This window comes from Comamonas trifloxystrobinivorans, assembly GCF_043359985.1.
In the GTDB taxonomy this organism is placed as follows: domain Bacteria; phylum Pseudomonadota; class Gammaproteobacteria; order Burkholderiales; family Burkholderiaceae_C; genus Comamonas; species Comamonas trifloxystrobinivorans.
Genome location: NZ_JBHZGV010000001.1, coordinates 364,148 through 390,484 on the forward strand (window position 1 = coordinate 364,148; position 26,337 = coordinate 390,484).

Annotated in this window: 20 protein-coding genes and 1 other RNA gene; 7 read left to right on the forward strand and 14 right to left on the reverse strand. The window is 63.5% G+C overall.

Features of this window, described 5'->3' with window-relative positions; all coding sequences use genetic code 11:
• Positions 1-23 precede the first annotated feature (23 nt).
• The 3 genes from dksA to ACFIQF_RS01545 form a co-directional block, all read right to left on the reverse strand.
• The gene (dksA, locus tag ACFIQF_RS01535) at positions 24-506 is read right to left on the reverse strand and encodes an RNA polymerase-binding protein DksA (protein ID WP_393939471.1); all 483 of its coding nucleotides are present in this window, start codon (positions 504-506) and stop codon (positions 24-26) included.
• A 441-nt stretch (positions 507-947) separates the two neighbouring features.
• Positions 948-2,069, reverse strand: coding sequence for a CobW family GTP-binding protein (locus ACFIQF_RS01540; RefSeq protein ID WP_393939473.1), 1,122 nt, complete (start codon positions 2,067-2,069; stop codon positions 948-950).
• Positions 2,070-2,389: 320 nt separating this feature from the next.
• Positions 2,390-3,151 (reverse strand): RNA pseudouridine synthase, encoded by a 762-nt coding sequence (locus ACFIQF_RS01545; RefSeq protein WP_393939475.1) that lies wholly within the window; start codon positions 3,149-3,151, stop codon positions 2,390-2,392.
• Positions 3,152-3,393: 242 nt separating this feature from the next.
• Here ACFIQF_RS01545 and ACFIQF_RS01550 point away from each other — a divergent pair, with 242 nt between their 5' ends.
• Both ACFIQF_RS01550 and pssA read left to right on the forward strand, forming a co-directional pair.
• Positions 3,394-3,636 carry a DUF6139 family protein gene (locus ACFIQF_RS01550; RefSeq protein WP_393939476.1) on the forward strand — a complete coding sequence of 81 codons (243 nt, stop codon included), beginning with the start codon at positions 3,394-3,396 and terminating at the stop codon, positions 3,634-3,636.
• 71 nt (positions 3,637-3,707) lie between these two features.
• Positions 3,708-4,331 (forward strand): CDP-diacylglycerol--serine O-phosphatidyltransferase, encoded by a 624-nt coding sequence (gene pssA, locus ACFIQF_RS01555; RefSeq protein ID WP_393939478.1) that lies wholly within the window; start codon positions 3,708-3,710, stop codon positions 4,329-4,331.
• Positions 4,332-4,409: 78 nt separating this feature from the next.
• On the opposite strand, the gene ACFIQF_RS01560 is transcribed toward pssA, so the two are convergent.
• On the reverse strand, positions 4,410-6,098 hold the full coding sequence (locus tag ACFIQF_RS01560) for an MBL fold metallo-hydrolase (RefSeq protein ID WP_393939480.1): 1,689 nt from the start codon (positions 6,096-6,098) through the stop codon (positions 4,410-4,412).
• Between the two features lie 100 nt (positions 6,099-6,198).
• Here ACFIQF_RS01560 and dapF point away from each other — a divergent pair, with 100 nt between their 5' ends.
• The 3 genes from dapF to ACFIQF_RS01575 are packed head-to-tail and all read left to right on the forward strand — an operon-like array spanning position 6,199 to position 8,796.
• Positions 6,199-7,071, forward strand: coding sequence for a diaminopimelate epimerase (gene dapF, locus ACFIQF_RS01565; RefSeq protein ID WP_393939518.1), 873 nt, complete (start codon positions 6,199-6,201; stop codon positions 7,069-7,071).
• A 45-nt stretch (positions 7,072-7,116) separates the two neighbouring features.
• Positions 7,117-7,806 carry a DUF484 family protein gene (locus ACFIQF_RS01570; protein WP_393939481.1) on the forward strand — a complete coding sequence of 230 codons (690 nt, stop codon included), beginning with the start codon at positions 7,117-7,119 and terminating at the stop codon, positions 7,804-7,806.
• Positions 7,807-7,824: 18 nt separating this feature from the next.
• Complete coding sequence (locus ACFIQF_RS01575; protein ID WP_393939483.1) at positions 7,825-8,796, forward strand: tyrosine-type recombinase/integrase; 972 nt, start codon at positions 7,825-7,827, stop codon at positions 8,794-8,796.
• 99 nt (positions 8,797-8,895) lie between these two features.
• Here ACFIQF_RS01575 and rnpB read toward each other — a convergent pair.
• The 8 genes from rnpB to ACFIQF_RS01615 form a co-directional block, all read right to left on the reverse strand.
• An RNA gene (gene rnpB / locus ACFIQF_RS01580) (RNase P RNA component class A) lies at positions 8,896-9,330 on the reverse strand.
• Positions 9,331-9,417: 87 nt separating this feature from the next.
• Complete coding sequence (locus ACFIQF_RS01585) at positions 9,418-10,518, reverse strand: glycosyltransferase (RefSeq protein ID WP_393939484.1); 1,101 nt, start codon at positions 10,516-10,518, stop codon at positions 9,418-9,420.
• 119 nt (positions 10,519-10,637) lie between these two features.
• Positions 10,638-12,392 carry an exosporium protein gene (locus ACFIQF_RS01590; protein WP_393939485.1) on the reverse strand — a complete coding sequence of 585 codons (1,755 nt, stop codon included), beginning with the start codon at positions 12,390-12,392 and terminating at the stop codon, positions 10,638-10,640.
• A 76-nt stretch (positions 12,393-12,468) separates the two neighbouring features.
• Positions 12,469-13,164 (reverse strand): IPTL-CTERM sorting domain-containing protein, encoded by a 696-nt coding sequence (locus tag ACFIQF_RS01595; protein ID WP_393939487.1) that lies wholly within the window; start codon positions 13,162-13,164, stop codon positions 12,469-12,471.
• Between the two features lie 522 nt (positions 13,165-13,686).
• Positions 13,687-15,069, reverse strand: a complete 1,383-nt coding sequence (locus tag ACFIQF_RS01600; RefSeq protein WP_393939488.1) for a sensor histidine kinase — start codon at positions 15,067-15,069, stop codon at positions 13,687-13,689.
• 20 nt (positions 15,070-15,089) lie between these two features.
• Positions 15,090-16,160 carry a response regulator gene (locus ACFIQF_RS01605; RefSeq protein ID WP_393939490.1) on the reverse strand — a complete coding sequence of 357 codons (1,071 nt, stop codon included), beginning with the start codon at positions 16,158-16,160 and terminating at the stop codon, positions 15,090-15,092.
• Positions 16,161-16,187: 27 nt separating this feature from the next.
• Entirely contained in the window at positions 16,188-16,730 is a 543-nt protein-coding gene (locus ACFIQF_RS01610; RefSeq protein ID WP_393939491.1) for a putative pterin-binding protein, read from the reverse strand.
• Positions 16,731-16,921: 191 nt separating this feature from the next.
• Positions 16,922-17,713, reverse strand: coding sequence for an AraC family transcriptional regulator (locus ACFIQF_RS01615; protein ID WP_393939493.1), 792 nt, complete (start codon positions 17,711-17,713; stop codon positions 16,922-16,924).
• Between the two features lie 133 nt (positions 17,714-17,846).
• Here ACFIQF_RS01615 and ACFIQF_RS01620 point away from each other — a divergent pair, with 133 nt between their 5' ends.
• Positions 17,847-18,755: a DMT family transporter gene (locus tag ACFIQF_RS01620; RefSeq protein WP_393939495.1), complete on the forward strand. Its 909-nt coding sequence runs from the start codon at positions 17,847-17,849 to the stop codon at positions 18,753-18,755.
• Here ACFIQF_RS01620 and ACFIQF_RS01625 read toward each other — a convergent pair.
• Positions 18,742-18,903: a hypothetical protein gene (locus tag ACFIQF_RS01625; protein WP_393939497.1), complete on the reverse strand. Its 162-nt coding sequence runs from the start codon at positions 18,901-18,903 to the stop codon at positions 18,742-18,744. The two genes, ACFIQF_RS01620 and ACFIQF_RS01625, sit on opposite strands and share 14 nt — an antisense overlap.
• A 162-nt stretch (positions 18,904-19,065) precedes the next feature.
• Here ACFIQF_RS01625 and cysK point away from each other — a divergent pair, with 162 nt between their 5' ends.
• The gene (gene cysK / locus ACFIQF_RS01630) at positions 19,066-19,983 is read left to right on the forward strand and encodes a cysteine synthase A (protein ID WP_393939499.1); all 918 of its coding nucleotides are present in this window, start codon (positions 19,066-19,068) and stop codon (positions 19,981-19,983) included.
• Positions 19,984-20,048: 65 nt separating this feature from the next.
• Here the strand turns inward: cysK and uvrA are convergent, their stop codons facing one another.
• The gene (gene uvrA / locus ACFIQF_RS01635) at positions 20,049-26,030 is read right to left on the reverse strand and encodes an excinuclease ABC subunit UvrA (protein WP_393939500.1); all 5,982 of its coding nucleotides are present in this window, start codon (positions 26,028-26,030) and stop codon (positions 20,049-20,051) included.
• Between the last annotated feature and the right edge of the window lie 307 nt (positions 26,031-26,337).

Sequence of the window (26,337 nt, forward strand, 5' to 3'; positions counted from 1 at the left end):
GGCCTGCTGCTGTGCTTGCAGCTTCAATCGCCAAACATTTTTTGCTTCAGTTCGCGGCGCTGCTGGGCTTCCAGCGACAAGGTTGCCGTGGGGCGCGCCAGCAGGCGGCCCACGCCAATGGGCTCGCCGGTTTCGTCGCAGTAACCATAATCGCCAGCATCGATGCGGGCAATCGACTGGTCGATTTTTTTCAAAAGCTTACGCTCACGGTCGCGGGTGCGCAAGACCAGGGCGTGTTCTTCTTCGATGGTGGCGCGGTCGGCCGGGTCAGGCACCACCACGGTGTCTTCGCGCAGGTTCTCGGTCGTGGCGTCCGCGTTCAGGTGAATGCCTTTTTTCAGCTCCACCAGCTTGTTGCGAAAGAACGCCAGCTGCGCCTCGTTCATGTAGTCGTTCTCGGACATGGCCAGCACTTCTTCGTCCGTGAGGGCCTCTGCCGGCTTCGACTTCCAGGCATTGGCCAGCTTGGCATCGCGCTTAGGGGGGGTTTGCGTTGTAGTTGGCATAGTTCTCTCGACTGGCTAGTGCAGTTCATCCATGTGGCGGAATCCCGCCGCGTTACAAAAGGCGCCGCGTGACACAAGTTCAGCGCCCTGCTCATTTACCCGGGTTGGCAAACCCGGACCGGGTTCGGAGGCCTGCCGCCTGGCAGCTGCCGCTCCGCTTTTGTCAGCCTTCGCCCCTGCCTTGCAGTGGCGCCGCCTGCTTGCACAAGCCTCCTTCTCCTGCCACGCCCCAGCTGCAAACCCTGGTCAGGGCAGCTGTGGCGTCCTCCAAATCCCATCTCGCCTTCACGAGCTGCAGATGCCGCGTTTCGTCACGCGCCCCGCTTTGCTGTATTTTGGGCCGCGATTGTATATGCCATTCGTGCCAAGCAACAAGTCACTGCGGCCCTGCTGCAACGCCGGGGTTTGCCCGGCCTTGCAGCGCGGCCGCTGGGGCGAGCCTCAGGCAGCCACCACGCATTGGTCCAAACCTTGGCGGAAGATGTCTTGAGGCAAGTCAATGCCAATGAAGACCATCTTGCTTTGGCGCTGCTCGTCCGCCGCCCATTCCGGGCCCAGATCGCTGCCCATCAACTGGTGCACGCCCTGGAAGATGACTTTACGGTTCGTGCCCTTCATTGCCAAGACGCCTTTGTAGCGCAGCATGCGTGGGCCATAAATGTTCACAATAGCGCCCAAAAAGTCTTCCAGTTTCGCTGGATCGAAGGCTTTGTCCGTCTTGTAGACGAAGCTCTTCACATCGTCGTCGTAATGGTGGTGGTGCGGGTGGTTGCAGTGCTCGCCATGCTCATGCTCATGGTCGCAGTGCTCGCCGTGTTCATGCTGGTGATCATGGCCATGCTCGTGGTCGTGCTCGCATTGGCCGTGCTCGTGATCGCAATGGCTGTGGTCATGGTCGTGCTCATCGGCCTTGAGGAAATCGGGGTCGATGTTCAGCGTGGCGTTCAGGTTGAAGCCGCGCAGGTCGAACACCTCTTTCAGCGGCACATCGCCAAAATGCACGGCACGGATCGGGGCGCGCGGGTTCATGTGCTTGAGGCGGTGCACCAGCTCGTTCTTCTCAGCCTCGGTTACCAGATCGGTCTTGGACAGGAAGATCTGGTCGGCAAAGCCCACCTGGCGGCGTGCTTCCTGGCGGTTGTCGAGCTGCTGGTTGGCGTGTTTGGCGTCCACCAGGGTGATGATCGAGTCGATCAAATAGGTCTCGGCGATCTCATCGTCCATGAAGAAGGTCTGCGCCACCGGGCCGGGGTCGGCCAGGCCGGTGGTTTCGATGACGATGCGCTCAAAATCCACCAAGCCTTTGCGGCGCTTGGCGGCCAGCAGTTGCAGCGCCTCGCGCAGGTCTTCGCGGATGGTGCAGCAGATGCAGCCGTTGCTCATCTGCAGAATCTGCTCTTTGGATTCGGTCTTGAGGATGTCCGAGTCGATGTTTTCCTCACCGAACTCGTTCTCGATCACGGCAATCTTCATGCCATGCGATTCGTTCAGCACGCGCTTGAGCAGCGTGGTTTTTCCCGAACCCAAAAAACCCGTAAGAATCGTGACTGGAATTAGCGACATAAAACACCTGAAAGTTACACACGAGGCGGCGGTTGCTGGCCGCATTGGCCGCAGCCCTGGGCAGTTTGCTGGAGAGCCGAGCGTTGGAGCCGTCGCTTCAAACCTCTATATATGGAGGCACTGCGCGCATTCTCAAGCCCGGCCTGCGGCCTGCCGGGCGCTGGCGAAGCGGGCTATTGTGGCACGCTTTGCCCAGTAAGGTGATTCATGGATTTTTCAGCGCTTGGACAAACGCAGCAAGCGTCAGAAGCTATTAAATCAATAGCAATCAGAGACTCTGCAGACACCCAGGCGACCTGCTTGCCGCTGTAACCAGGCGCTCAAAAGCGCTCAAAGCCTTGCAGGTAGCGCCACTGGCCTTCGGGCAGCTTGCCCAGCGAGATGCGCCCAATGCGCAAACGTTTGAGCGACACCAGCTCCAGGCCCAACTCGGCGCAAATGGGTGCAATCCACTCGGGCGCCACCCGCTTCATGGCAAAGCGCAGATGGGTTTCGTTCTGCCAGCTGGCCTTGATGTGCGGCAGGCGCTCGCCCTCCACGTACAGGCCGTTGGCGAGCAAGGCCAAGCCGTCTTCGATCATCTGGCCGCGCACCTCGGCCAAGCACTCTTGCTCCACCAGATCGGCGTCTTCGCTGAGGCGGCGGAGAATGCGCGGATCCTGGCTGAACACCACCAGACCGCTGGCCGCGCGCGGCATGGGCAGCAAAAACTGCTGGTGGCGGAAATGGCGTGGCAGCGGCACCACCGGCTGCGGTGTATCCACCTGGGCCAAATGTTCGGGCACCAGCAGCTCCAGGGCGCTGGGCGCAGTGCGGCCAGCCTGCGGCGCGTGCAGGCTGTAACCAGCCGGCTTGTGCAGCAGCAGCGTGACGGGCTGCACCGGCTTGAGGTTGGCGCCAGGCAGCAGCGCCACGCTTTGTTCTGGCCGAACGCGGGCGCCCGGCGTGTCTTCGACCTGGCCATCAACGCTGACAAAACCGGCGTCGATATAGTGCTCGGCCTCGGCACGCGAGCAGCCGATGTCGGCCGCCAGGCGCTTGGACAGGCGGATGGCCGAGGGGTCTTGGTCGTGGGTTTCCATGGTGCGGCAATGCAGCAAAGCGCCGGGCAACCAGAAGGCGAGCGGCGCTTGCTATATAAAAAGGAGCTTTTAGCGCTTGCATGGCAAGCGAATGCCGCTATTTTACGCAGCCCGCCATGCTGGTGCAGCCGGTCAGGGCTTTGGCGCTGCCAGCCCAAGCGCCGTTCTCCTACGAGCCGCGCGCTTGCAGCGCTTTAGATTGACAAGCCTGCACCGTTGTCATTTTTCGAAAGGATGTCTGCATGCGTATCGACGTTTTTCGCCGCGCCGAAGGCCACGGCAAGTTCTCGCACCTGGCCGTGCCCCACGCCCAAATCCTGCCCGAAGAGGTGAGCAACTACGACTGGCACGACGAGGCGCGCGATATCGAGCTGGACGAGCACGCCTCCAGCTGGCCGCAATACGGCATTGAGGCGCCCGGCCAGCAATTACGCAGCAAAGGCTATGCGATCACCACGGTGAGCGAGCAGACCGACGGCGTCTGAGCGGCTGATGGCGACAAGTTTTCGCGGCTTTTTGCCCGCTGCGGCGGCCGCGCCGCTCTCATAATGGAAAGATGAATAGTCCTGTCAAACGCTTTTCCATGGTCCGCGAGTTCCATCTGGCCGATTGGTTCACGCTGGGCAATGCCGTCTGCGGCGTGGGCGCGCTGTTTTCAGCGATGAGCTTTCTCGAAACCAGCGACCACCACCACATCTACTTTGCCGCCGCCCTGGTGCTGGCCGCTTTGATTTTTGATGTGCTGGACGGCCGCATTGCCCGCTGGCGGCAAAAATCGTCGGCCATGGGGCGCGAGCTCGATTCGCTGGCCGACGTGATCTCGTTTGGCGTGGCGCCCGCCATCATTGCCTACGCCTGCGGCATGCAAGGCCTGTGGGATCGCATTGTGCTGGGCTACTTTGTGGCCTGCGGCGTGTCGCGCCTGGCCCGCTACAACGTGACGGCAGAAGCGCTGTCCGAAGGGCCTTCGGGCAAAGTCAAATACTTTGAAGGCACGCCTATCCCCACCTCCATCGTGCTGGTCGGCATTCTGGCGCTGGCCGCCGCGATGGATGCGACCCGCGCCAACCTGTGGTTCGGCAAAGTGATGGTCGGCGGCTTTACCCTGCACCCGCTGGTGCTGCTGTTCGCCCTCTCGGGCTCGCTGATGATCAGCCGCATCAAGATCCCCAAGCTCTGAGCACCTGCCTTTCCCCAAACGCAACAACGCCCTGCAGGCCGGTACGGCCTCAGGGCGTTGGTGTTTTGGGGCGGCGGCTCACAGCCCGCGAATATGCTCCACATGCGCCAGCAGCGAGCGCTTGGCTACCGGCCACAGTTTCTCGGGCGTATCGGCATAGGCAATGGCCACCCAGTCTTCGGGCGTGCCATCGGGCTTTTGCGCCATGGCGGCCTTGACCTTGGCCTCGCGCGCCATGCGGTGCGCGTAGAGCTTCTCAATCACCAGCAGCGGCTGCGCCAGCACATAACCGTGCGCGGGCAAGATAAAGCCGATATCGCCCGCCTTGCAGGTGGCAGTCAGCTTGTCGAGCGAAGCCAAGTACAGGCGCATATTGCCGTCTGGCGGATCGACCACGGTGGTGCTGCCGTTCAAGATGTGGTCGCCGCTCAGCAGCAAACCATCTTCTTCCAGCACCAGGCACAGGTGGTTGGCGGCGTGGCCGGGCGTGTGCACGGCGCGCAAAGTATGGCTGTGCGCAGCGCCTTCGGGGTGTTGCAGCACCAGGGTTTGTCCATCGCTCAGCTCTTGCTCGGGTTTGAACTGGCTGCCAGCCCGTGCCGTGGGGGCCGAAGGCAAGCCCCAGATCACCGGCCGCGCAAAGCCCGCTTGCACTACCAGCGCTTGCAGCGGCGCTGCGCCCGGCGAATGGTCGGGGTGCGAATGTGTGCAGACGATGGCGCGGATGTCACCAGCCGTGGCTGCCATGATGCGCGCCAGGTGTTGATCGTCCTGCGCTTGCGGCTGCGGGCCCGGGTCCACCACGATGTAGCCGGTGGCCGCATCGCCCAAGATATAGGTATTGGTGCCCGGGCCAGTCATGGTGCCGCCGTTATTGGCCGTCAGGCGCATCACGTTTTTGAGCAGCGGCACCGGCGCTTCGCTTTGCCAGCCCACGGCGTGGTGCAACTGGCCGTCGGGGCAGACCATGGCCAGCTCACCGTACACGCTTTGGTGCTCCATAAAGCGCTGTACCTTGCCTGCCACCATGCCGCCGCGTGGCAAGGTTTTCCACAGCATCTCACCCTGCGGCAAGGCCTGCAGCACATCCAGCAGCGCCTGCACTGTTGGGTATTGGGCCAAGCGCTCCAAGGTGGTCTGTGTGGGGAACATCAAAGTCATTTCGCCCTGCGCGGCGCGCTGCAAAGCATCGGCCGGGTGCAGCCACAGCGCCTCGAACTGCTCGGCATCGTCGGTCACTGGCGTCTGGCCTTCGGGCATGCGTGCCACCAGAAAGGGCACGTCAAAGCGGATCGGAATCTCCAGCGCCGCCGTCCAGCGCGCCAGCGGCCACAGTGCATCGGCTGCCAACGTCAGGCCCAGCTTGGCGCATTGCGGCAGCAGGGGCTGTGCACGGTCGATCTGCGCAATCTCGGCCTGCGTGGCCCAGCTGCCGTCGGCGTGGCGCGCCAGCAGCACGCCCAGCTCTTCCATGCTTTCGCGGATGGCGGCCTGGGCATAGGTCAGGTCGTCGGCCGTCTGCGCCGGGCGGCTGGCCAGTTGCTCGTGGTGCAGGCGGTCTTCGGCATCGATGGAGCCCCCGGGGAAAACAAAGTGGTTGGCCGCAAAGCGTGCTTTGTCGGATCGGCGCGACATCAGCACCTCCAGCCGCGTGGCACCGGCGGCGCCGTTCGGGTCGGGCGCATCGCGCAAAAACAGGGCGGAAGAGGCAGCACGCGCAGGCACGGGCTCGCGCTGCGCATGGAGAAGCTGGCTGGTGCGGGTCATCTGCGCATTATCAACACAGCAGCGGCCGCTTTGTGTCACGCGGATTGCGGATTCGCGCCAAGCTGGTTGCCAAGGCCGCCAGGCGGCGATAATGCACTGTATGGAAATCCGCTTCACCAAGATGCAAGGTGCCGGCAACGACTTTGTCGTGCTGGACGAAACCGCCGGCCCGCTCGGCCTGCGTGCTGACCAGTACCGCTTTCTGGCCGACCGCCACTTTGGCGTGGGCGCCGACCAGATCCTGACCGTGCGCCAGGCGCCTGCGCCCGGGGTCGATTTTGAATACATCATCCACAACGCCGATGGCGGCGAGGTGGAGCAATGCGGCAATGGCGCCCGTTGTTTTGCGCGCTTTGTCTTTGACAAGGGCCTGACCGACAAAAAAGCCATCCGCGTGCAAACCCAGAAAGGCGTGATCGCGCCCGAGCTGATGCCCGATGGCCGCGTCACCGTCAACATGGGCCAGCCGCGCCTGAACCCGGCCGAGGTGCCTTTTGACAGCAGCGGCCTCACGCCCACGCAACAACACCGCGCGCAGCAATGGCCGGTGCAGCTGGAGCCACAGTCGCAAAGCGCCACCGTGATGCTGGTGCCCGTTTCCATGGGCAACCCGCACGGCGTGCTGCTGGTGGACGATGTGGATACCGCGCCCGTCGAAAGCTGGGGCCCGGTGCTCGAATCGCACCCCCGCTTTCCGGCGCGCGTGAACGTCGGCTTTCTGCAAGTGCAAGACCAGCAGCATGTGCGCCTGCGCGTGTACGAGCGCGGCGTGGGTGAAACCCTGGCCTGCGGCACCGGTGCCTGCGCAGCGGTGGTGGCCGGCATCCAGCTCGGCAAGTTGCAATCGCCGGTCGATGTGCAGACCCGCGGCGGCCTGCTGACCATTGCCTGGAGCGGCGACGCAGCCGACCCAGTGATGATGACCGGCCCCGCCACCACGGTGTTCGAAGGCCGCATCACCATCCCAGACTAACCACGAGGAGACAGCGGCCTCGCCGCCGCTGCGACGAGACCCGCCATGAGCACAGACCACCAGGTTCCCCCGATCACCGAAGAAGACATTGCCGAGTTTCTGATCCAGACGCCCGAATTCTTCGAGCGCCAGGCGCAGACGCTGGCCAACGTGCAGATCGTCAGCCCGCACAGCCACCGCACCGTCAGCCTGCAAGAGCGCCAGGCCGAGATGCTGCGCGACAAAATCAAAGGCCTGGAGCAGCGCATCATGGAGATGATGCGCAACGGCAGCCAGAACCACCACACCATCGACCGCATCCACCACTGGACCTGCGACGTGGTCAAAACCCGCAACCCGACGCAGCTCCCCGAAGCCATCGCCGACGGCCTGGCCCGCCACTTTGACGTGCCGCAGGTCGCCATTCGCCTGTGGGATGTGTCCGAGATCTATTTGAACGAGCCCTTCGCCCAAGGCGTGAGCGCCGATGCGCGCAGCTTTGCCAGCTCGCTCACCATGCCGTACTGCGGCCCCAATGTGGGCGTAGAGCCCGCCAGCTGGCTGCCCAACAGCGCGCAAGTGCAATCGGTGGTACTGCTGCCGCTGCGCGAAGGAGCCATCAATGGCGACGCGCCCGCCTGGGGCATGCTGGTGCTGGGCTCGCCCGATCCGGCCCGCTTCGATGCCGACATGAGCACCGACCTGCTCGAACGCATTGGCGAAATTGCCGCCAGCGTGCTCTCCCGCCTGCGCTGACGCGCCCAGCCCACACCCATGGCCAGCACCGATAGCGAAGAGCAAACACTGGCGCAGCAGCCGCTGACGCCAGAAATGCTGCGCTATCTGGAGCATGTGCGCGTGCAAAAGCGTCTGGCCGCACGCACGCAAACGCTCTACACGCTGGATCTGCAGCGCCTGCAAGCCATGGCGGCCGAAACCCACACCGCCGCCCTGCAGCTGGGCCCGCAACACATCCGCCGCTTTGTGGCGCAAATGCACGCCGCCGGCCGCAGCGGGCGCGGCATTGCGCTGATTTTGAGCGGCTGGCGCGGCTTCTACACCTGGGCCGGCCGCGAAGGCCTGATCGCCCACAACCCGGTGCAAGACGTGCGTGCCCCCAAATCGCCCAAACCGCTGCCCAAAGCGCTGTCGGTAGACGATGCCGTGCGCTTTGCCGAAAGCAGCAACCCCAACGGCGATCCCTGGGTACAGGCCCGCGACACGGCCATGGTCGAGCTGCTCTACGGCAGCGGCCTGCGCGTGGGCGAGCTGGTGGGCCTGGATGTGCTGGCCAGCGACCACGCACGCGGCTGGATCGACCTGGATGCCGCCGAAGCCCATGTGCTGGGCAAAGGCAGCAAGCGCCGCACCGTGCCAGTGGGCAAAGCAGCGCTGGCCGCCCTGCACGCCTGGCTGGCCTTGCGCAGCCAAAGCCTGCCCGCCGGCCAGCTGTGCGACCCGGCCTTGTTCATAGGCGTGCGCGGCGCCCGCCTGTCTGCCGCCAGCGTGTGGCAGCGCCTGCGCGAGCGCAGCATCAGCACCGGCATGACCACGCCCGTGCACCCGCACATGCTGCGCCACTCGTTTGCCAGCCACGTACTGCAATCGAGCCAGGATTTGCGCGCCGTGCAAGAGCTGCTCGGCCACGCGAGCATCACCACCACGCAGGTCTATACCCGGCTGGACTTCCAACACCTGGCCCAGGTCTACGACCAGGCGCACCCCCGGGCGCGGAAAAAGGATTGAAAGCTGCGGCCGCCTGGCAAGTATTCCGCGATCCCATGCCCTGCTGCCAATGAAAAACGGCCCCAGACCAAAGTCTGGAGCCGTTTTTATAGCAATAGTGTGTGAAGTCTGCCGATAAGCCGGATTCTGTGCACCTGGGTTGCCCCAGGCGTGACCGCCATTACTCTGGGCCGGGTGTCGCCACCACGGCTCGACGCTACCTACCCGCCAACTCTGCGGAACCACATCAACGCTGGCCTACTTGGTATTGCTGCGCGTAGAGATTGCCCGTTTCACCCAGAGCGGTGCTCCACCGCTCTGGGTGGCTATGTCACTGCAGACTTGCGTCTGCACCGGCTGGTTTGCACCACCCGGCTCCGGCTTGCGCCGGGTGCCATAGAACACTCCGTCACGGGGGCGCTCTGACTCGTCTCTGTTGCTCTGATCCTCACCTCGCGGTGGGCAGCCGTTAGCTGCTACGCTGTCCTGTGCAGTCCGGACGTTCCTCCAGTGCGGCCTTTCGGCGCTAGCACCAGCGGCGGTCTGGCAGGCTTCACGGGCGTGATTATTCCATTGATTCGCGGTGCGCGGCGCCAGTTGGAGCAAAAGCAATACGCCGCGCAGCGGAATCAGCGCCAGCGCTTACCCAGCCGCCAGCTTGTCGATGGCGAACTGGCGATTCGCCTCGATGCGGGGGCGCTGGGCTTGCGGCAGGTCGGCGCTTTGCAGCAATTGCTCGCACAGGCGCAGGCTTTCTGCATATTCGCCAACGTAGTAAGCCGCTATCGACAACTCGTCGTAGCGCATCCACTGGTAGGCAGGAGCCTCAACAAACAGCTTGTCGTTGGGCATGGGCAGCTTGCAGGCCTGGCCAGCGTAGAGATACGCCAGCGCAAAGCGGTTGTGGTTGCGCATGCAGCGCGCCAAGTCCACCAGCGGCTCCGCACGCTGTACGCGCAACTCGAAAGCGGCCAGATAGCTTTGCTGAACGGTGGCGAGCGGGTTGCCCAAGCGCTCTTCCAAGCGTGCCACCTCCAGCGCGGCACGCCAGTGCTCTTCGATCCAGCCGCCCATCGTCACACGGTGGCGGTAGGCTTTGAGAGCTGCCAGCAAATCGCCTGCATCGCGCAAGCTCTGAGCAAGGTAGAACGCATAGCGCGCATTGCCCGGCTCTCGCACCAGCGCATCGCGCAACAAAGCCGCATCCTTTTTGTATTTGTCCGGATCGCTGGAGCGCGCGCCTTCACACGCGCTCAGAATATAGATGCCGTCCAGCTGTTGGCTGGTGACCGCCGGTGGCGTGGCTTCCGGGTACTCGTGCAGCACACCCGTCCAACGCCAGGCCAGGCGCGTGGACACCAGCATGGTCCGCGCGTATTGCAAACTGCCCAGGCGCAATCCAATCTGGTATTGGTCGGCATCGAGCGCTGGCCAGCTGAAGCCGGATTGCGGCACCAAGGTGTCGTCCGCATCCATGAACAGCACATAGTCAGCACCCGATGCGTACGCCAGTTGCACTGCCTCGCTACGGTTGTGGCCAAAGTTGCGCCAGGGCCGCTGGTGCAAGCTTCCGGGAATACCCGCCATGGTGGAGCGTATTTTCTCCATGGTGTCGTCGCTGGAGCCGGTATCCACAATCACCCAGGAATGCACATATTCACGCACCGAACGCAGACAGCGCTCGATCACAGCGCTTTCGTCTTTGACGATCATGTTGAGGCAGATTCGAGGTGGAAGCGACATCTATAACCAGAAAACGAAGAGGGGCGGCCAGGTAGCCGCCACGGATAATCACAAGCTGTACCGGCCGGACAGAGCGTCAAAGCAGAGGCTTTGCCAAGGCATCCACCACCGCCAAGGCCTTATTCCAGCTTCAACGACCAGTTGATGACCACGCTGTTCGCGTTCGTGCCACTGGCTACGGCTTTCAGAACGACCAAATCCCCTTCTGTCACCGTCAAAGAGTGCGTCGCATCACTACAGGTGTTTTTGACGTTGCTTGTGTTCCCTACTAACTGGCAACTGATTGCGGTCGTCGGGGCTGGGCTCAGGTCGGTACTTTTCACCACGGTCAAAGTGATCGTTCTATTCGGCCCGCCTATATAGCCCGGTGTGTCGCTGAGTCGGACTTTCAGGTTTTTAAGCGTCCCTGCCGCAGGCATGACGATGGCATGCGACATCGCATCATTGCTCGACGAAGCCATCGTGTGACCCGCTGTCCCTACGTAGGCCGTGGTTCCGTTATTGGGGCCGCTCCACGTCACAAAGCCAGCAGAACTCCCAAAGATGCGGGTAGCGCCGGATGCGCCACCCAATTTCCAATCAGGCTGGGTTCCCCACGCCCCGCCTGCCTTGGTGTACACATCGCCTGTGAGCGTGTTCACATAGCTGTCGCCATCGTTGCCCAGCGACGAGTCGGTCGGTTGACCGCTGCCCGAGAGAAAGCTCGTGCCTTTCGCACCGGTAGCTCCCGTAGCGCCATCGTTACCGTTGGTGCCTGTCGTGCCGGTGGCACCGGTTTGACCCCGAGGACCATCCGAGCCCATTGCCCCTGTCGGCCCCGTAGCACCGGTGGCGCCTGTAGCACCGGTAGCACCAGTAGCGCCTGTGGGACCCGTGGCACCAAAAGCACCTGTTGGGCCCGTGGCACCCGTTGCTCCCACCAATTTCCAATCAGGCTGGCTTCCCCACGCCCCGCCAGCCTTGGTGTACACATCGCCTGTAAGCGTGTTCACATAGTTGTCGCCATCATTGCCCAGCAAAGAATCGGTCGGTTGGCCGCTGCCCGAGAGAAAGCTCGCCCCCTTCGCACCGGTAGGCCCCGTAGCGCCATCGTTACCGTTGGTGCCTGTCGTGCCGGTGGCACCGGTTTGCCCCGTGGGACCATCCAAGCCCGTTGCTCCGGTTGGACCCGTTGCACCGGTGGCGCCTGTTGCTCCCGTGGCTCCCGTGGCTCCCGTGGCTCCCGTGGCTCCCGTGGCTCCCGTGGCACCTGTTGGGCCCGTTGCTCCCGTAGCGCCCGTCGCACCCACCAATTTCCAATCAGGCTGGCTTCCCCACGCCCCGCCAGCCTTGGTGTACACATCGCCTGTGAGCGTATTGATGTAGCTGTCGCCATCATTGCCCAGCGCAGCGTTGGTAGGCAAACCTGCGCCCGAGTGGAAGCTGACTCCTGCCAGACCGGTCGATCCTGTAGGTCCTGTTGGACCATCAGCACCTTGTGGCCCCGTCGCGCCTGCAGCGCCCGCGCTTGCCGAACCGGCAGGCCCCATGGCGCCGGTTGCACCTGTTGCGCCGGTGGCACCCGTCGCGCCAGCTGCGCCTGTCGCCCCTGTGGCGCCCGTTGCCCCGGCCAGCCCGGAAGGCCCGGCATCCACCGACAACACGCCAGCCGCATCGCTCTTCACGTAGCCGCCTGCGCTCAAGCTGGGCATGGTCACCTTGCCGTCATTGGCAAAGCCCGTGATGGTGGCGCCTTGCGGCGATTGGATGGCGACGCCGTTGGAGCCGGAGATGACCACCTGCGCCTGCGCGCCAAAGCCGCAAGACAGCGCCAACATGCCTGCCAACAGCGGGCTGACGGAGGGGCTGCGAGGAGTGAAAGACTGCTTTTTCATGACAAGTTTTCCTGTCGAATCAATGAACTGAATAAATGGATCTGTGTGCCTGGCTGGCCTGTTGCGCTGCGCGGCTTTATTGGCCACGGGCTTTGCCGGACCTGCGCCGGCTCCAGCACATGGCAGCCCCGATCAAGCCCGCCAGCAATGCCAGGCCAGCCGGTCCCGTGGCTGGAACCGGCATGGGCGCGGCGGGTGTCGGGGGAGTGGTCCCAGGCGTGGTCGTGAACCAGTTGTTGGCCGTGCCCGTGATGGCATTCACGGCTGTGGGCGCCAGATGCTGGCCACGCGAAGCATCCACACCATTCACGCCTACGTTGGCAATGTTCTGTGTGCCACCGGCGAGCAGGCTCAGGAAGGCCGTGCCGCCCTGCCCCAGCAAGCTCACGCCATTCAGCGTCAAGACCCCGCTCACCGTCTGTTCGCTGCCCGCAGCGAAGCTGAGCGTATGCCCTGCCGTAGTGGCGCTCAAATTGGTGAAGGCCGTGTTGCCAGAGAACGCCGTGCCGGTGTTGGAGCAGGCATTGGACGCCGTGACCGTGCTTCCTGCCGCGTTGAACGCCCCGCTGTTCTGCCAGCTGGTAGTGACCTCGATGGTGGTGTTGGCTGCATTCAATTGCCCACCGGCACCGATGACCACATTGCCCACCTTGCTGAAGGCGACACCCGGTGCGTTCAGGGTTCCGTTGACGACCAGATCACCGCAGTCCAGGTTCAGTGGTGCGCCCCAGTTGACCGTGTCGCCCGCATTGATCGTCAGGCCCTGCGCCATCGCCGCCGTACTGCTGCCCAAAGCGAGCAGGCAAATGGCCCCGGCAGCCCAGCGCGGGCTTCGCAACCTGGAGGTAACACGCCCAACAGGTAGCCGAGAAATGTGGAATTGCTCTCTTGGTATCGTCATTTTTTCAAAGTGGAAAAACCATGGGGACAGGACATAAGCAACTTGCCATCCAACCAGTCACACGCTCACCGCTCAAATACCTGGTTTTATTGAATTGATGCATCAACACCATGTCCTTGCCATCAACGTTTTCAAGCACACCTCCAATCCACCGCTGAAATCAGCAGCCTCAATCTGCGCTCTAGAAAACATTTGCGCGAAATTTAACAATTTGTGTCAATTTGTGCGCCGTTCGTTTGAACAGGGAAAAGCGGTTTCCGTGGCGAGATCGCCCGGAATTGCCTGTTTTTTAGACAATTCAACCTAGGTGTTTTCCCTTGTTGGGTGCCGCCACTGGTTCTTGGCAGGAAATACGCGGTGCTTCAAGCCCGTTTCTGCGGGGCGCAGAAACGCTTAAACCTGCGCTACCGGCAGGCTCAGCGTGATGGCCAAGCCACCACCTTCAGGCAAGCTCGCTTGCAAATCGCCGCCATGCAGCTGGGCAATGGAGCGCGCCAGGTACAGGCCCAGGCCGCTGCCGGGCAGTTGCGCGGCATTGGAGGAGCGGAAGAAACGCTCGAACAAATGCGGCAGATCCGACGCGCTCACGCCCGGCCCCCAATCCCGCACGGTGCACAGCAATTGCGTTGGCTGGCGCGACAAGCGGATGGACAAGGGGCTGCCAGCCGCCGTGTATTTGCAGGCATTGCCCAGCAGGTTGAGCAGCACATGGGTAAGCAGCTCCGGGTCGCCAGCAGTTTGGTAATCGCCGAGCTCGCCTTCGCGCGAGAGCTGCAGCTCGCGCCCTCCCAGCCAGGGCGCACCGTTGGCGACCACGCGCTCCACCAGCTCGGCCAGGTTCAGCGGCTGCGCTTGCAGTTGGATGCCGCCCGCCTCCAGCTTCACGCTGGTGAGCACGCTGTCGAGCAGGCGCGTCAGCCCTTCGATGGTGTGGCGCGTCTCGCCCATGCGCTCGATCAGCTGCTCCGTGGGCGCTGCGCCTTGCTGGCGCGCAGTGCGGATGAGGCGCTGCGCGGCAGAGTCGATCACTGCCAGCGGCGTGCGGAACTGGTGTGAGACCAGCGAGACGAAGTTGCGGTAGGTTTCCGTGGCGTTCTGGGCTCTCTCCAGCTCGTCCACGGTTTGCTGCAAGGTGTCGCGCTGGGCCTCGATCGTGCTGGCAAACACCCGTTGGCGGCGCAGCGCGGCCAGCAGTTGCCACAGCAGCCAGCCGCCGCACAACACCACCATGCCAGCGGCCACAAAGGCCGCCCGAATCAGACGCGCCAGGCGATCGAGCTGCTGGCTGTTTTCCACACGCTCGCGCACCATCACCTGGTTGCCGGCCTTGGCCAGGGCGGCGATCAACGCATGCAGCGGTTGCCGTGCCGCCGCGTTGTCCACGCCGGCCAGCAATTGCAAGGTATCCACTTTTTCGAAGGCGGCAATGGCCGGCTCCAGCGCCGCCATTTGCTGGTAACGCTCCAGACTGCGGCGCTGCGGGCCATCTCGGAGCAGGCTCAGGCGGCTGAAGAGCAGGTCGCTTTGCAGCTCCAGCGCCTCGGCGTCAATCTCGCGCATCTCAAAACGGGTCAGCCCCAACTCCAGCACGGTGGCCTCGTGCTGCGCCTGCGACAAGGCCCAGACCATGTTCTCACCATCGCGCTGGCTCAGCTCGCGTTGCAGCACCAGCAGCTGCCACACCACCACCAGGGTGGCGGCCACAAACAACAAGGTGGCGGCCAGCGTCAGCCGGTATTGCAAGCCGTGGCGCAGTGGGGAGCGGGGTTCGGGCATCGCGCAGCTCCCGTGCAGCCTCAGCGCCGCATAGCCGCCGTGTTTGGCACAGCTGGATCAGCCAGCGTCAGCAGCACAGCCACCAGCTCGGCCTGGCGGCCGGTGCGGGTTTTGGTGAACAGGTTGCGCAGATGGAAAGCCACGGTGCTGGCGCTGATCGACAACCGCTCGCTGATTTGCTGCTTGTTCAAACCGTCGGCCAGCAGGCTCGCCACCTGGGTTTCTGCCGGCGTCAGCGCAAAGCGCTCGGCCAGGGTCTCGGCGCTGGGGCGGGTTGCCTGGTGCAGCTCTGTGATGAACAAGGCAAAGCGCTGCTGGCGCAAATCTGCCTCGGTCTGGCCTGGCTCCGCGCTGCGCTCATGCAAGGCCTGGATTCTCAGGCACCAATGCAATGGCCCCTTGGCCTGCGCTGGCACGTCGATGCAGGCCGATTCGGCATCGCCGTGCAAAAAAGCTTGCAGGCCGCCATGCAAGGCGAGCGCCGGCTGCAGCAGCAAGTGGCCGGTGGCATCTTGCAGCACGGGGCTGGGGCCGGGTGCATGGCCCAGGCCCAGCGCATGGGCGGCGCGGTTGGCAAACTGGATGTTCAGCAGCCCGTCGCACACCAAGGCACAGTGGCCCAGGTTGTCCAGCACGCCGTGCCAGTGGTCGTGCACCGCCAGCACACTGCGCTGCAATTGGCTTTGGTGTTGGCGCTGCAAGCGCTGCACCAAGGCCAGACGCGTGGCCACGGTGGCCAGCAGCAGATCGTAATCGACCGGTTTGACCAGGTAATCGTCCGCTCCGGCGCGGGCGCCTTGCAGCAGGTGTTCGCGCCCACCCAGCGCCGTCAACAGCACAAAGGGAATGTGGCTGTGCTGCTCGCTCTCGCGCAACTCGGCCAGCAAGTCGTAGCCGCTTTGGCCGGGCAGGCTGATGTCGCAAAGCACCAGCGCCGGTGTCAGCCGCGCCAGCACCAGCAAAGCGGCCGGTACATCGGGCACGCCAATGGCCTGGTAGCCAGACTCCTCCAGCTCCTCGCACAGGTCGCGCAGCAGCAAGGGTTCGTCTTCGACGCACAAAATCAAAGGGCGGCGGGCAGCTTTAAGCATGGTTCTCCTGGACACTGGGCCTGCCATTCAAAACGCATCGCCAATGCGCAACTGTTGCAGCTGCCAGGCCCAGCGGTGGTCGTACTGGGCGTCCTGCAATTGCTTGTCGCTGTCGCGCGGGTAGACGATCCACAGCGGGCCTTTGTCGCGCCGCGTCAGCTGTTTGCCGTCCATGGCAAAGGCCAGCAGCACCGGCCAGCGCAGAAAGTCTTGCGCGGGAATGTCGATCGCATAGCCATTGAGCGCCGTGGCCTGCACCTTCATGTCAGCACGCAGCGGCACGCCTGCCGCCTTGAGCGCGTCGGCCACCAAGGGGCCTTGAAAGCGCGCAACACCATCCGTCCACGGCGTGGCGGTTGCCGTGCTGTGCTGAGGCAAGGCCAGCAGTTGGGCGGGAGTCAGCACCGTGCGGGTGCTGCCATAGACCACCACCAGCCCGGCTTGCGGTTGCAGGGTTTGCGCCAAGGCGCAGGCAGCCGCGCCCAGCAGCACCGCCGCACAAGCGGCCCGCCGAGAAACAATGGCCAAAGAAAGGCCAGATCGGGGCTGGCGCACCACCAGGCTTTGCATGCCCAAACTCCTTGCACTGTGCGCCACTGCGGCGCACTCCATAGACACTGCCATGGTGCACGCGCCGCAGGCATTGGTAAATAGTACAGATGTACTAATCCGGCGGTGCTTGGTGCTGTCTCTGCGCCCCAATCGGGCCAAGACAGGACTCCCGATCAACGGTAAGCACCCACCAACACGGGTGTGTTGTTTCAGCCAGAAAGTGCCATATCGCGGCGGAATTGCTCGGGCGTCATGCCGGTTTCGCGCTGGAACATGGCGATAAAAGCCGAGGCCGTGCTGTAGCCCAGATCAAAAGCGATCTCTTGCACGGTTTTGCCTTCGCCCAGCGCATCCACAGCACAGAGATGGCGCAGGCGCTGGCGCCACTCGGCCAGGCCCATGCCCAGCTCTTGCTGGCAATGGCGCGCCAGCGTGCGCTCAGTCAGGTGCACCTGGGCGGCCCAGTCGGCCATGGATTGGCGGCTGCCCGGCTCGGCACGCAGCCCGGCAAGCACCGCCTGCAAAGCCGGGCTTTGCGCTTGCGGCAAAAAACTGTTTTCCAGCCGCGCCTGGCACAGCTGGTCCACCATCACCTGCGCCAGCCGCAGATCGGCCGCCGACTCGGGCACGCGCACATCGCGCTGGGCAAAATCGGCCAAGATGCTGCGCACGATCGGGCTGATACGCAGCATGCAAGCCTTCTGCGGCAGCTCGGCACACAGCTGCGGCTGTACATAGAACGAGCGGTACAGCGCCGCATGCTGCACATGGCAGTTGTGCTCGACCTGCGGCGGAATCCACACACCGTACTGTGGCGGCGCCAAAAAATGCGCCTCTGCCGTGTCTATGCGCATGGTGCCGTGCGGCGTGTAGTTGAGGTGGCCCATGCGGTGGCTGTGCATGTGCACGTAGCTGCCGGCGGCGAACTCGTCGTAGCGCAGCACATAGGCGCTGGCCACGGCTTCCACATCAAAAATCTGCAGCGACAAATCTTTCGCCATGGGCGCCTCCTTGCAGCGCATTGCGGACGGGCGGCTCAGTTTGTCCGAACAGCTCCATACATTGTCTGAAACCAGCTATGCACTCTAAATCAGACAGAGCATGATAGCGCCATTGACTCTTCAGGCCCGTTCCATGAACTATCTTTTTCCCTTTTTGGCCGTGCTCATCTGGTCTGCCAACACGGTGGTCAGCAAGCAGGCTGCAGGCGTGATCGCGCCTACCGAAATTGCCTTTTTACGCTGGCTGGTGGCTGTGGCGATTTGCACGCCTTTCATCCTGCCTTCGGTCTGGCGCAACCGCGCAGCGCTGCGCGGCCATGTCTGGCAAATCATCACGCTCGGCATTCTGGGCATGGTGCTCTACCAAAGCTGCGCCTACTTTGCCGCCAACTACACCAGCGCCACGCACATGGGCATCATCCTCACGCTCTCGCCTTTGCTGGTGCTGGCCATTTGCGTGGGCCTGCTGGGCCAGCCGCTCACTGCAGGCGGTGCCGTGGGCTCGGTGCTGGCGTTTTGCGGCGTGTTGTGGGTGGTGAGCGAAGGCCGGCCCGCCGCCTTGCTGGCCCAGGGCATGAACCGCGGCGATGGGATCATGCTTTTTGCCTGCCTCGCCTATGCGGTGTACAACGTGCTGCTCAAGCGCTGGGTGATGCCGCGCATCAACAGCTGGCAACTGCTGTATCTGCAAATGGTGGTGGCCATGCTGGCGCAGCTGCCGCTGTATCTGGCTTCGCCCAAAATGGGCATCAACGCCTACAACTGGCATTTGGTGGCTTACGCCGCCACCATGGCGTCGATTGTGGCCACCTGGTGCTGGATGACGGCGGTGATGCGCCTGGGCCCGAGCCGCTCGATCATGTTCTTCAACCTGACGCCGCTGCTGACCGCGCTGATTGCCGCCGCTTGGGCGAAAGAACAACTGTCGGCCTATTTATGGGTGGGGGGTGCGCTGACGATTGCCGGCGTGGTGCTGGCCGAGCGCTGGAAAAAACCGCTGCGCGCAGGCCGGCCTGCGCAGCCGGAGGTTACAACAGGTTGATGATGCTGTAGCTCATCAAACCCAGCAGACAAACCACCGACACCAGCATCAGCCAGGGCGCCCAGCGCCGGCTGCGCCACGAAAAGCCTACCAGCAAGGTGACGCAGCACACGGTCAGGGCCGACAGGGTTTGGTTCAAGCTCAGCAAGCCAGTTCTCCAGCAAATAGATAAGCTGATAGTGTCGGTGTTTCGCGCCGCTCGAACCTTGACCAAAGTCAACATGGCGCCGAGGCATATCGATATTCCAGGCAGCCAGATGCCATGCTTCACAATGGCTGCATCTCTACCACCCACAGCGCAGGAGGCTCCATGAAGTTCGACAGTATTTTGCAAACCATCGGCAATACGCCCGTGGTCCACATCAACCGCCTGTTCGGCGCCAACACCAATGTGTGGATCAAATCCGAGCGCAGCAACCCGGGCGGCTCGATCAAGGACCGCATTGCGCTGGCCATGGTGGAAGACGCTGAAAAATCCGGCAAGCTGCAGCCTGGCGGCACCATCATCGAGCCCACCAGCGGCAATACCGGCGTTGGCCTAGCGCTGGTAGCGGCTGTCAAAGGTTACAAGCTGATTCTGGTGATGCCCGAGAGCATGTCGATCGAGCGCCGCCGCCTGATGCTGGCCTACGGCGCCAGCTTTGACCTGACGCCCAAGGAAAAAGGCATGAAGGGCGCCATCGCCCGCGCCGAAGAGCTGGCCGCCAAAACCCAGGGCGCCTGGATTCCGCAGCAGTTTGAGAACCCGGCCAACGTGGCCGTGCACGAGCGCACCACGGCGCAAGAGATTCTGGCTGATTTCCCCGATGGTCTGGATGCCATCATCACCGGCGTCGGCACCGGCGGCCACCTCTCGGGCGTGGCGCACGTGCTCAAGGCCAAGTTCCCCAATCTGAAGGTGTTCGCGGTAGAGCCCACGCAGTCGCCGGTGATCTCGGGCGGCCAGCCTGCGCCGCACCCGATTCAGGGCATTGGCGCCGGCTTCATCCCCCGCAACCTCGACACCAGCGTGCTCGACGGCGTGATCCAGGTCGATGCCGAACCGGCCCGCGAATACGCCCGCCGCGCAGCACGTGAAGAAGGCCTGCTGGTAGGCATTTCCTCCGGCGCCACGCTGGCCGCCATTGCGCAAAAACTGCCCGAGCTGCCCGCCGGCGCCAAGGTGCTGGGCTTTGCCTACGACACCGGCGAGCGCTACCTGTCGGTCGAAGGCTTTTTGCCCACCTGATTGCGCTGACTGCCGCAAAGCAAAGGCCGCTCCGAGGAGCGGCCTTTTTCATGGTCAACCTGCGGTCAACGCGCCAGCACCGGCCCCAGCGCCTTGCCCGTATGCGTGCCGATTTGCACCAGCTCTTCGGGCGTGCCGGTGGCCACGATGCGGCCGCCTTCCTTGCCGCCTTCAGGGCCCAGGTCGATGATCCAGTCGGCCTCGGCGACCACGTCCAGATCATGCTCAATCACCACCACGCTGTGGCCGCCATCGACCAGGCGGTGCAGCACATGGATGAGCTTGTCCACATCGGCCATGTGCAGGCCCACGGTCGGCTCGTCGAGCACATACAAGGTGTGCGGCGCCTTGTTGCCGCGCTTGGTGATGTCGTCGCGCACCTTGGTCAGCTCGGTCACCAGTTTGATGCGCTGCGCCTCGCCGCCGCTGAGCGTTGGCGATGGTTGGCCCAGCGTCAAATAGCCCAGGCCCACATCTTTGAGCAGCTGCAAGGGGTGCGCAATGGTGGGCATGCTGGCGAAGAATTCCACCGCCTCGTCCACCTCCATTTGCAGCACTTCGCCAATGCTTTTGCCGCGCCAGGTGACGGCCAGCGTCTCCGGGTTGAAGCGCGCGCCGCGGCACACCTCGCAAGGCACTTTCACATCGGGCAAAAAGCTCATCTCGATGGTGCGCATGCCCTGGCCTTCGCAGCCCGGGCAGCGGCCTTCGCCGGTGTTGAAGCTGAAGCGCCCGGGCGCATAGCCACGCGCCTTGGCTTCCAAGGTTTCGGCAAAGAGCTTGCGGATCGTGTCCCAGAAACCGATGTAGGTGGCGGGGCAGGAGCGCGGCGTTTTGCCGATAGGCGTCTGGTCCACTTCCAACACGCGGTCAATGCCTTCAAAGCCTTGCAAGCCCGTGCAGCCGATGAGCGCTGGCGCCTTGCCTGCGTCCATCTCTTCGCGCCCGGCCTTGGTGGAGCGCTGCCCCACCCAGGCAGCCACATTGGTCAGCAGCACATCGCGCGCCAAGGTGGATTTGCCTGAGCCAGAAACGCCGGTAACAGCTACCAGGCGCTTGAGCGGCACTTGCGCATCGATGTTCTGCAAATTGTGCAGATTGGCGCCCAGCACTTTCAGCCAGTGCAGCGGTGCGTTTTCATCCGCGCGGACAGGCGCGGCCAGCGCAGCATTGGCTTGTGCGCTGTCTGCCGCCAAAGCAGCGGCAGCATCGGCAGCGATTTGCTTTTTTGTGCGCTTTTTCGCCGGCGCGGCCTCGGCCTGTTCAGCGGCAGCGGCCACATCTTTGGCATCGGCCACACCATGCACCAGACGGCGCGGCTGGAACGGGTGGCGCATGGCGTGCAAGAGGTAGCGGCCGGTTTGCGAATCGGCGGCTGCCATCACGTCTTCCGGCGTGCCTTGCGCCACCAGATGGCCGCCGCGCTTGCCTGCGCTGGGGCCAATGTCGATCACGTGGTCGGCGCGGCGGATGGTGTCTTCGTCATGCTCCACCACCACCAACGTATTGCCCTTGTCGCCCAGCTTGTGCAAGGCGTTGAGCAGGATGTGGTTGTCGCGTGCATGCAGGCCGATGGTTGGCTCGTCCAGCACATAGCACACGCCTTGCAGATTGCTGCCCAGCTGCGCAGCCAGGCGAATGCGCTGCGCTTCGCCGCCCGACAAAGTGGGCGCACCGCGATCCAAAGTGAGATAGCCCAGGCCGACCTCTTCGAGGAAGGCCAGACGGCTGTGGATCTCGGGCAGCAAATCGCGTGCAATCTCGCTTTCGCGGCCGCTCAGCTGCAGGCTTTCCACCCACAGGCGTACATCGGTGACGGAGAGTTGGGCGATGTCAGAAATTGAGCGCTCGTGGAACAAAACTGCGCGTGCGGTAGCGTTCAAACGCGTGCCCTGGCAGCTGGGGCAAGCGGTGTCTGCCACATCTTCCACCTCGGGTTCGTCAAAGCTTTGTTCGCGACCGCGGTTGTCTTCGGCCATCACCGAATCGTCGTACACCTTGCGCTGCTCTTTGGTGAGCTTGACGCCCGTGCCCACGCAATCCGGGCACCAGCCGTGCTTGCTGTTGTACGAGAACAGGCGCGGGTCCAGCTCAGCGTAACTGGTGGCGCACACCGGGCAGGCACGCTTGGTGGAGAACACTTGCAGCTGGCCAATGCCCACCGTATCTTCGCCCGCTTGCATGGCCGATTCGAGCGTGTCGATGGCTGAGAGCACATGCAGCACGCCCTTGCCCAGCTCCAGCGCCGAGGTCAGCTTTTCGCGCAGCAAGGCTTCGTTGGCCGGCGTGACTTCGATGCTGGCCACCGGCAGCTCCACCGTGTGTTCCTTGAAGCGATCCAAGCGCGGAAAACCGGTGGTCGGCAAGAAGCTGCCATCCACGCGCAGATGCGTATAACCACGCGGGCGCGCCCAGTCGGCCAGCTCGGTATACACGCCCTTGCGCGCCACCACCAGCGGCGCCAGCAAACCGATCAACTGGCCGCGGTACTGCGTGAGCAATTGCGCGGCAATGCTGTCTGGTGTTTGCGGCTGCACGGCTGCGCCGTCCTTGGTGCAGTGCTGAATGCCGAGCTTCACATACAACAGGCGCAAGAAGTGCCAGACCTCGGTGGTCGTGCCGACCGTGGATTTGCGGCCGCCGCGCGAGAGGCGCTGCTCAATGGCCACCGTGGGCGGAATGCCATAGACCGCATCCACCTCGGGCCGGCCCGCAGGCTGCACGATGGAGCGCGCATAGGCATTGAGCGATTCCAGGTAGCGGCGCTGGCCTTCGTTGAACAAAATGTCGAAAGCCAGCGTGGATTTGCCCGAGCCCGACACGCCCGTCACCACGTTGAATTTGCCGCGTGGAATATCCACCGACAAGTGCTTGAGGTTGTGCTCTTTGGCGTTGACGATCTCGATCGCGTTCTTGCCCACTTGCGCACGGCTGGCATGGGTTTCGCGCTCCAGCTTGTAAGCGGCCTTGGCCTCTTGCACACTGTGCGCCTTGCTCAGCGCTGCAGCGGCCGGACCGCCCGACATGGCCACCTCGTAATCGCGCAGCGCTTGCGCGGTGTGCGAGCTGCCGGATTTGCGCACTTCTTCGGGCGTGCCTTCGGCTACCACCAGGCCGCCCTTGTCGCCCGCATCGGGGCCCAGGTCGATCAGCCAATCGCTGGCGCGGATCACATCGAGATTGTGCTCAATCACGATCAGCGAATGGCCGGCTTCCAACAGCTTGCGCAAAGCGCGCATCAGCTTGGCAATGTCTTCAAAGTGCAGGCCGGTGGTGGGCTCGTCAAACAGGAAGAGCGTGCCCTTTTTGGCCAGCGGCTGCTTGGACTTGGAGGCGCTTTTGGCGGCCTCGGCCAGAAAGCCGGCCAGCTTCAGGCGCTGCGCTTCGCCGCCCGACAAGGTGGGCACGGGCTGGCCCAGCTTCACGTATTCCAGGCCGACATCGACAATCGGCTGCAAGGCGCGGATCACATCGCGGTCTTTGGCAAACAAGGTGGCCGCTTCGCTGACGGTCAGCTCCAGCACATCGGCCACAGTGAGCAGACGGCCACCGCGCTCGATGCGCACTTCCAGAATCTCGGGGCGGTAGCGCTTGCCGTTGCAATCGGGGCAGCGCAAATACACGTCCGACAGAAACTGCATCTCCACATGCTCAAAGCCCGAGCCGCCACAGGTGGGGCAACGGCCATCGCCGCTGTTGAAGCTGAACTTGGCCGCCGTGTAGCCGCGTTGTTGCGAGACCGGTGCCGTGGCAAACAGCTCGCGCACCGCATCCCAGGCGCCGACATAGCTGACCGGGTTGGAGCGCGCAGTTTTGCCGATGGGCGACTGGTCAACAAACACCACATCGGCCAGATGATCGGCGCCCAGCAGGCGCTCGTGCGCGCCCGCAGACTCGGTGGGTTTGCCAAAGTGGCGCATCAGCGCGGGCGCCAGCACATCCTGGATCAGCGTGGATTTGCCCGAGCCGGAAACGCCCGTCACCACCACCATGCGCTGCAGCGGAAAATCGACCGACACGTTCTGCAGGTTGTGCTCGGTAGCGCCTTCCAGAATCAGCCTGGGCGTGCTCTCGGTCACCATGCGCTTGGCGCCCATGCCCACTTGTTTGCGGCCGCCCAGATAGGCGCCGGTCAGGGTGTCGGCTTGGCGCAGCTCGGCCGTGGTGCCGTCGAAAACGATCTGACCGCCTTTCTCGCCCGGGCCGGGGCCCATGTCGATCATGCGGTCGGCAGCGAACATCACCGCCGGATCGTGCTCCACCACCACCAGAGTGTTGCCCGCATCGCGCAGGCGGCGCATGGCCACGGTGATGCGTTCCATATCGCGCGGATGCAGGCCGATCGATGGCTCATCCAGCACGAACAAGGTGTTGACCAGCGATGTGCCCAGCGCCGTGGTCAGGTTGATGCGCTGCACCTCGCCGCCGCTGAGCGTGCGGCTTTGGCGGTCGAGCGTGAGGTAGCCGATGCCGACATCGCACAGGTATTTGAGGCGGTTGCTGATTTCGTCGTGCAAGAGCTTGAGCGCCTGGGCATCGCCGTCGTTGCTGCGGCGGATGTCCATGCTGGCGAAGAAATCGCGCAGCCGCTCGATCGGCAGCAGCATCAGGTCGTGCAGGCTCAGGCCGGGCAGGTTTTCGAGCTGTTCACGGGTCCAGCCCACGCCCTGCGGCATAAAGCGCTTGGCAGGCGGCAGCGCCGCATCGGCATCTTGCTTGCTGCCCACGCGCCAGAGCAGGCTCTCGGTTTTGAGGCGCGCACCACCGCAAGTGGGGCAAGGCGTGTAGCTGCGGTATTTGGAGAGCAAGACGCGGATATGCATCTTGTAGGCCTTGGTCTCCAGGTATTCGAAATAGCGCTTGATGCCGTACCACTGCCGGCTCCAGTTGCCCTCTTTGTAGCCCGCCTCGCCGTGGATGACCCAGTGCTTTTGCTCGGCGGTGAGCTTGGTCCAGGCGGTGTCGCGCGGAATGCCCTGCGCTTCGGCGTGGCGCATCAGATCGTCCTGAATCTCTTTCCAAGCCGGCGTCTGGATGGGCTTGATGACGCCGGTGCGCAAGGTCAGCTTTTCGTTCGGTATCACCAGGCCCCAGTCCACCCCGATCACCCGTCCAAAACCGCGGCAGGCCTCGCAAGCGCCGACCGCCGAGTTGAACGAGAACATCGAAGGAATCGGCTCGTGGTAGTGCAAGCCGCTGTCCGGGCAGTGCAGACCGGCGGAGAAGCGCCAGGTTTCGGGCTCAGCCGGTTCGCCATCAGCGCCATCGCGCAGGCAGTACACAGTGAGCGTGCCGCTGCCGCGTTTGAGCGCTACTTCAATCGCCTCGATCACGCGGGCTTTCTCAGCCTTGCTGATGCGGAAACGGTCGGCCACCACATCGAGCAACTTGATGCGCTCAGGCGCCTCGGCCTTGCTGCTCTTGGCCTTGGTGGCGGTCTTCTTTTTGCCGGCGGCTGCGGCCGGCTGGCTGCGTGGCGTGGCATCCACCTCGCGCTCGGCCTGCACCTTGGTAAAGCCGCTGGCCGACAGCCATTGCTCCACCTGCTCAGCGCTGGTGTTGGCGGGCAACTCCACCGGGAAGGTGATGACAATGCGCGGATCGTCGGCCTGGGTGCGCTCCACCAACTGCTGGTAAATCGTCTCGGGCGTGTCGTGCTGCACCGGCTGCGCGGTCTGCTGGTCGAACAAATGGCCGGCGCGGGCCACCAGCAGCTTCAGGTGGTCGTTCAGCTCGGTCATCGTGCCCACGGTAGAGCGCGAGCTGCGCACAGGGTTGGTCTGGTCGATGGCAATCGCCGGCGGCACGCCTTCCACCTTGTCGACCGCCGGCTTGTCCATGCGGTCGAGAAACTGGCGCGCATAAGCGCTGAAGGTTTCCACATAACGGCGCTGGCCCTCGGCATACAAGGTGTCGAACACCAGGCTGGACTTGCCCGAGCCACTGGGCCCGGTCACCACCGTCAACTCGCCCGTGCGAATGTCCAGATCCAGGTTCTTGAGGTTGTGCTGACGCGCACCACGGATGCGAATATTTTCCTGAGCCATACCTATGGGTTACCCCGTGAATCCGGCCTTGCGCCAGCCCACCCGCTCTTTCGCCACAGCGGCGAATCGACAAGCAGGAGCACAGCACCGGTTGAGTCCAAAACGTCGTGAGCAAACATTCTAGGCAGTTCACCCGGCCTGCGACTGCGGGGGGACTAAAGCCCCGAAAATACTGTACAAATTTACAGATTTTGACGATCACACCCAACACGCCCTAGCTCTGGCCGACAGTTGGCTGTTGGCTGTTGGCTGTTGGCTGTTGGCTGTTGGCTGTTGGCTGTTGGCTGTTGGCTGTTGGCTGTTGGCT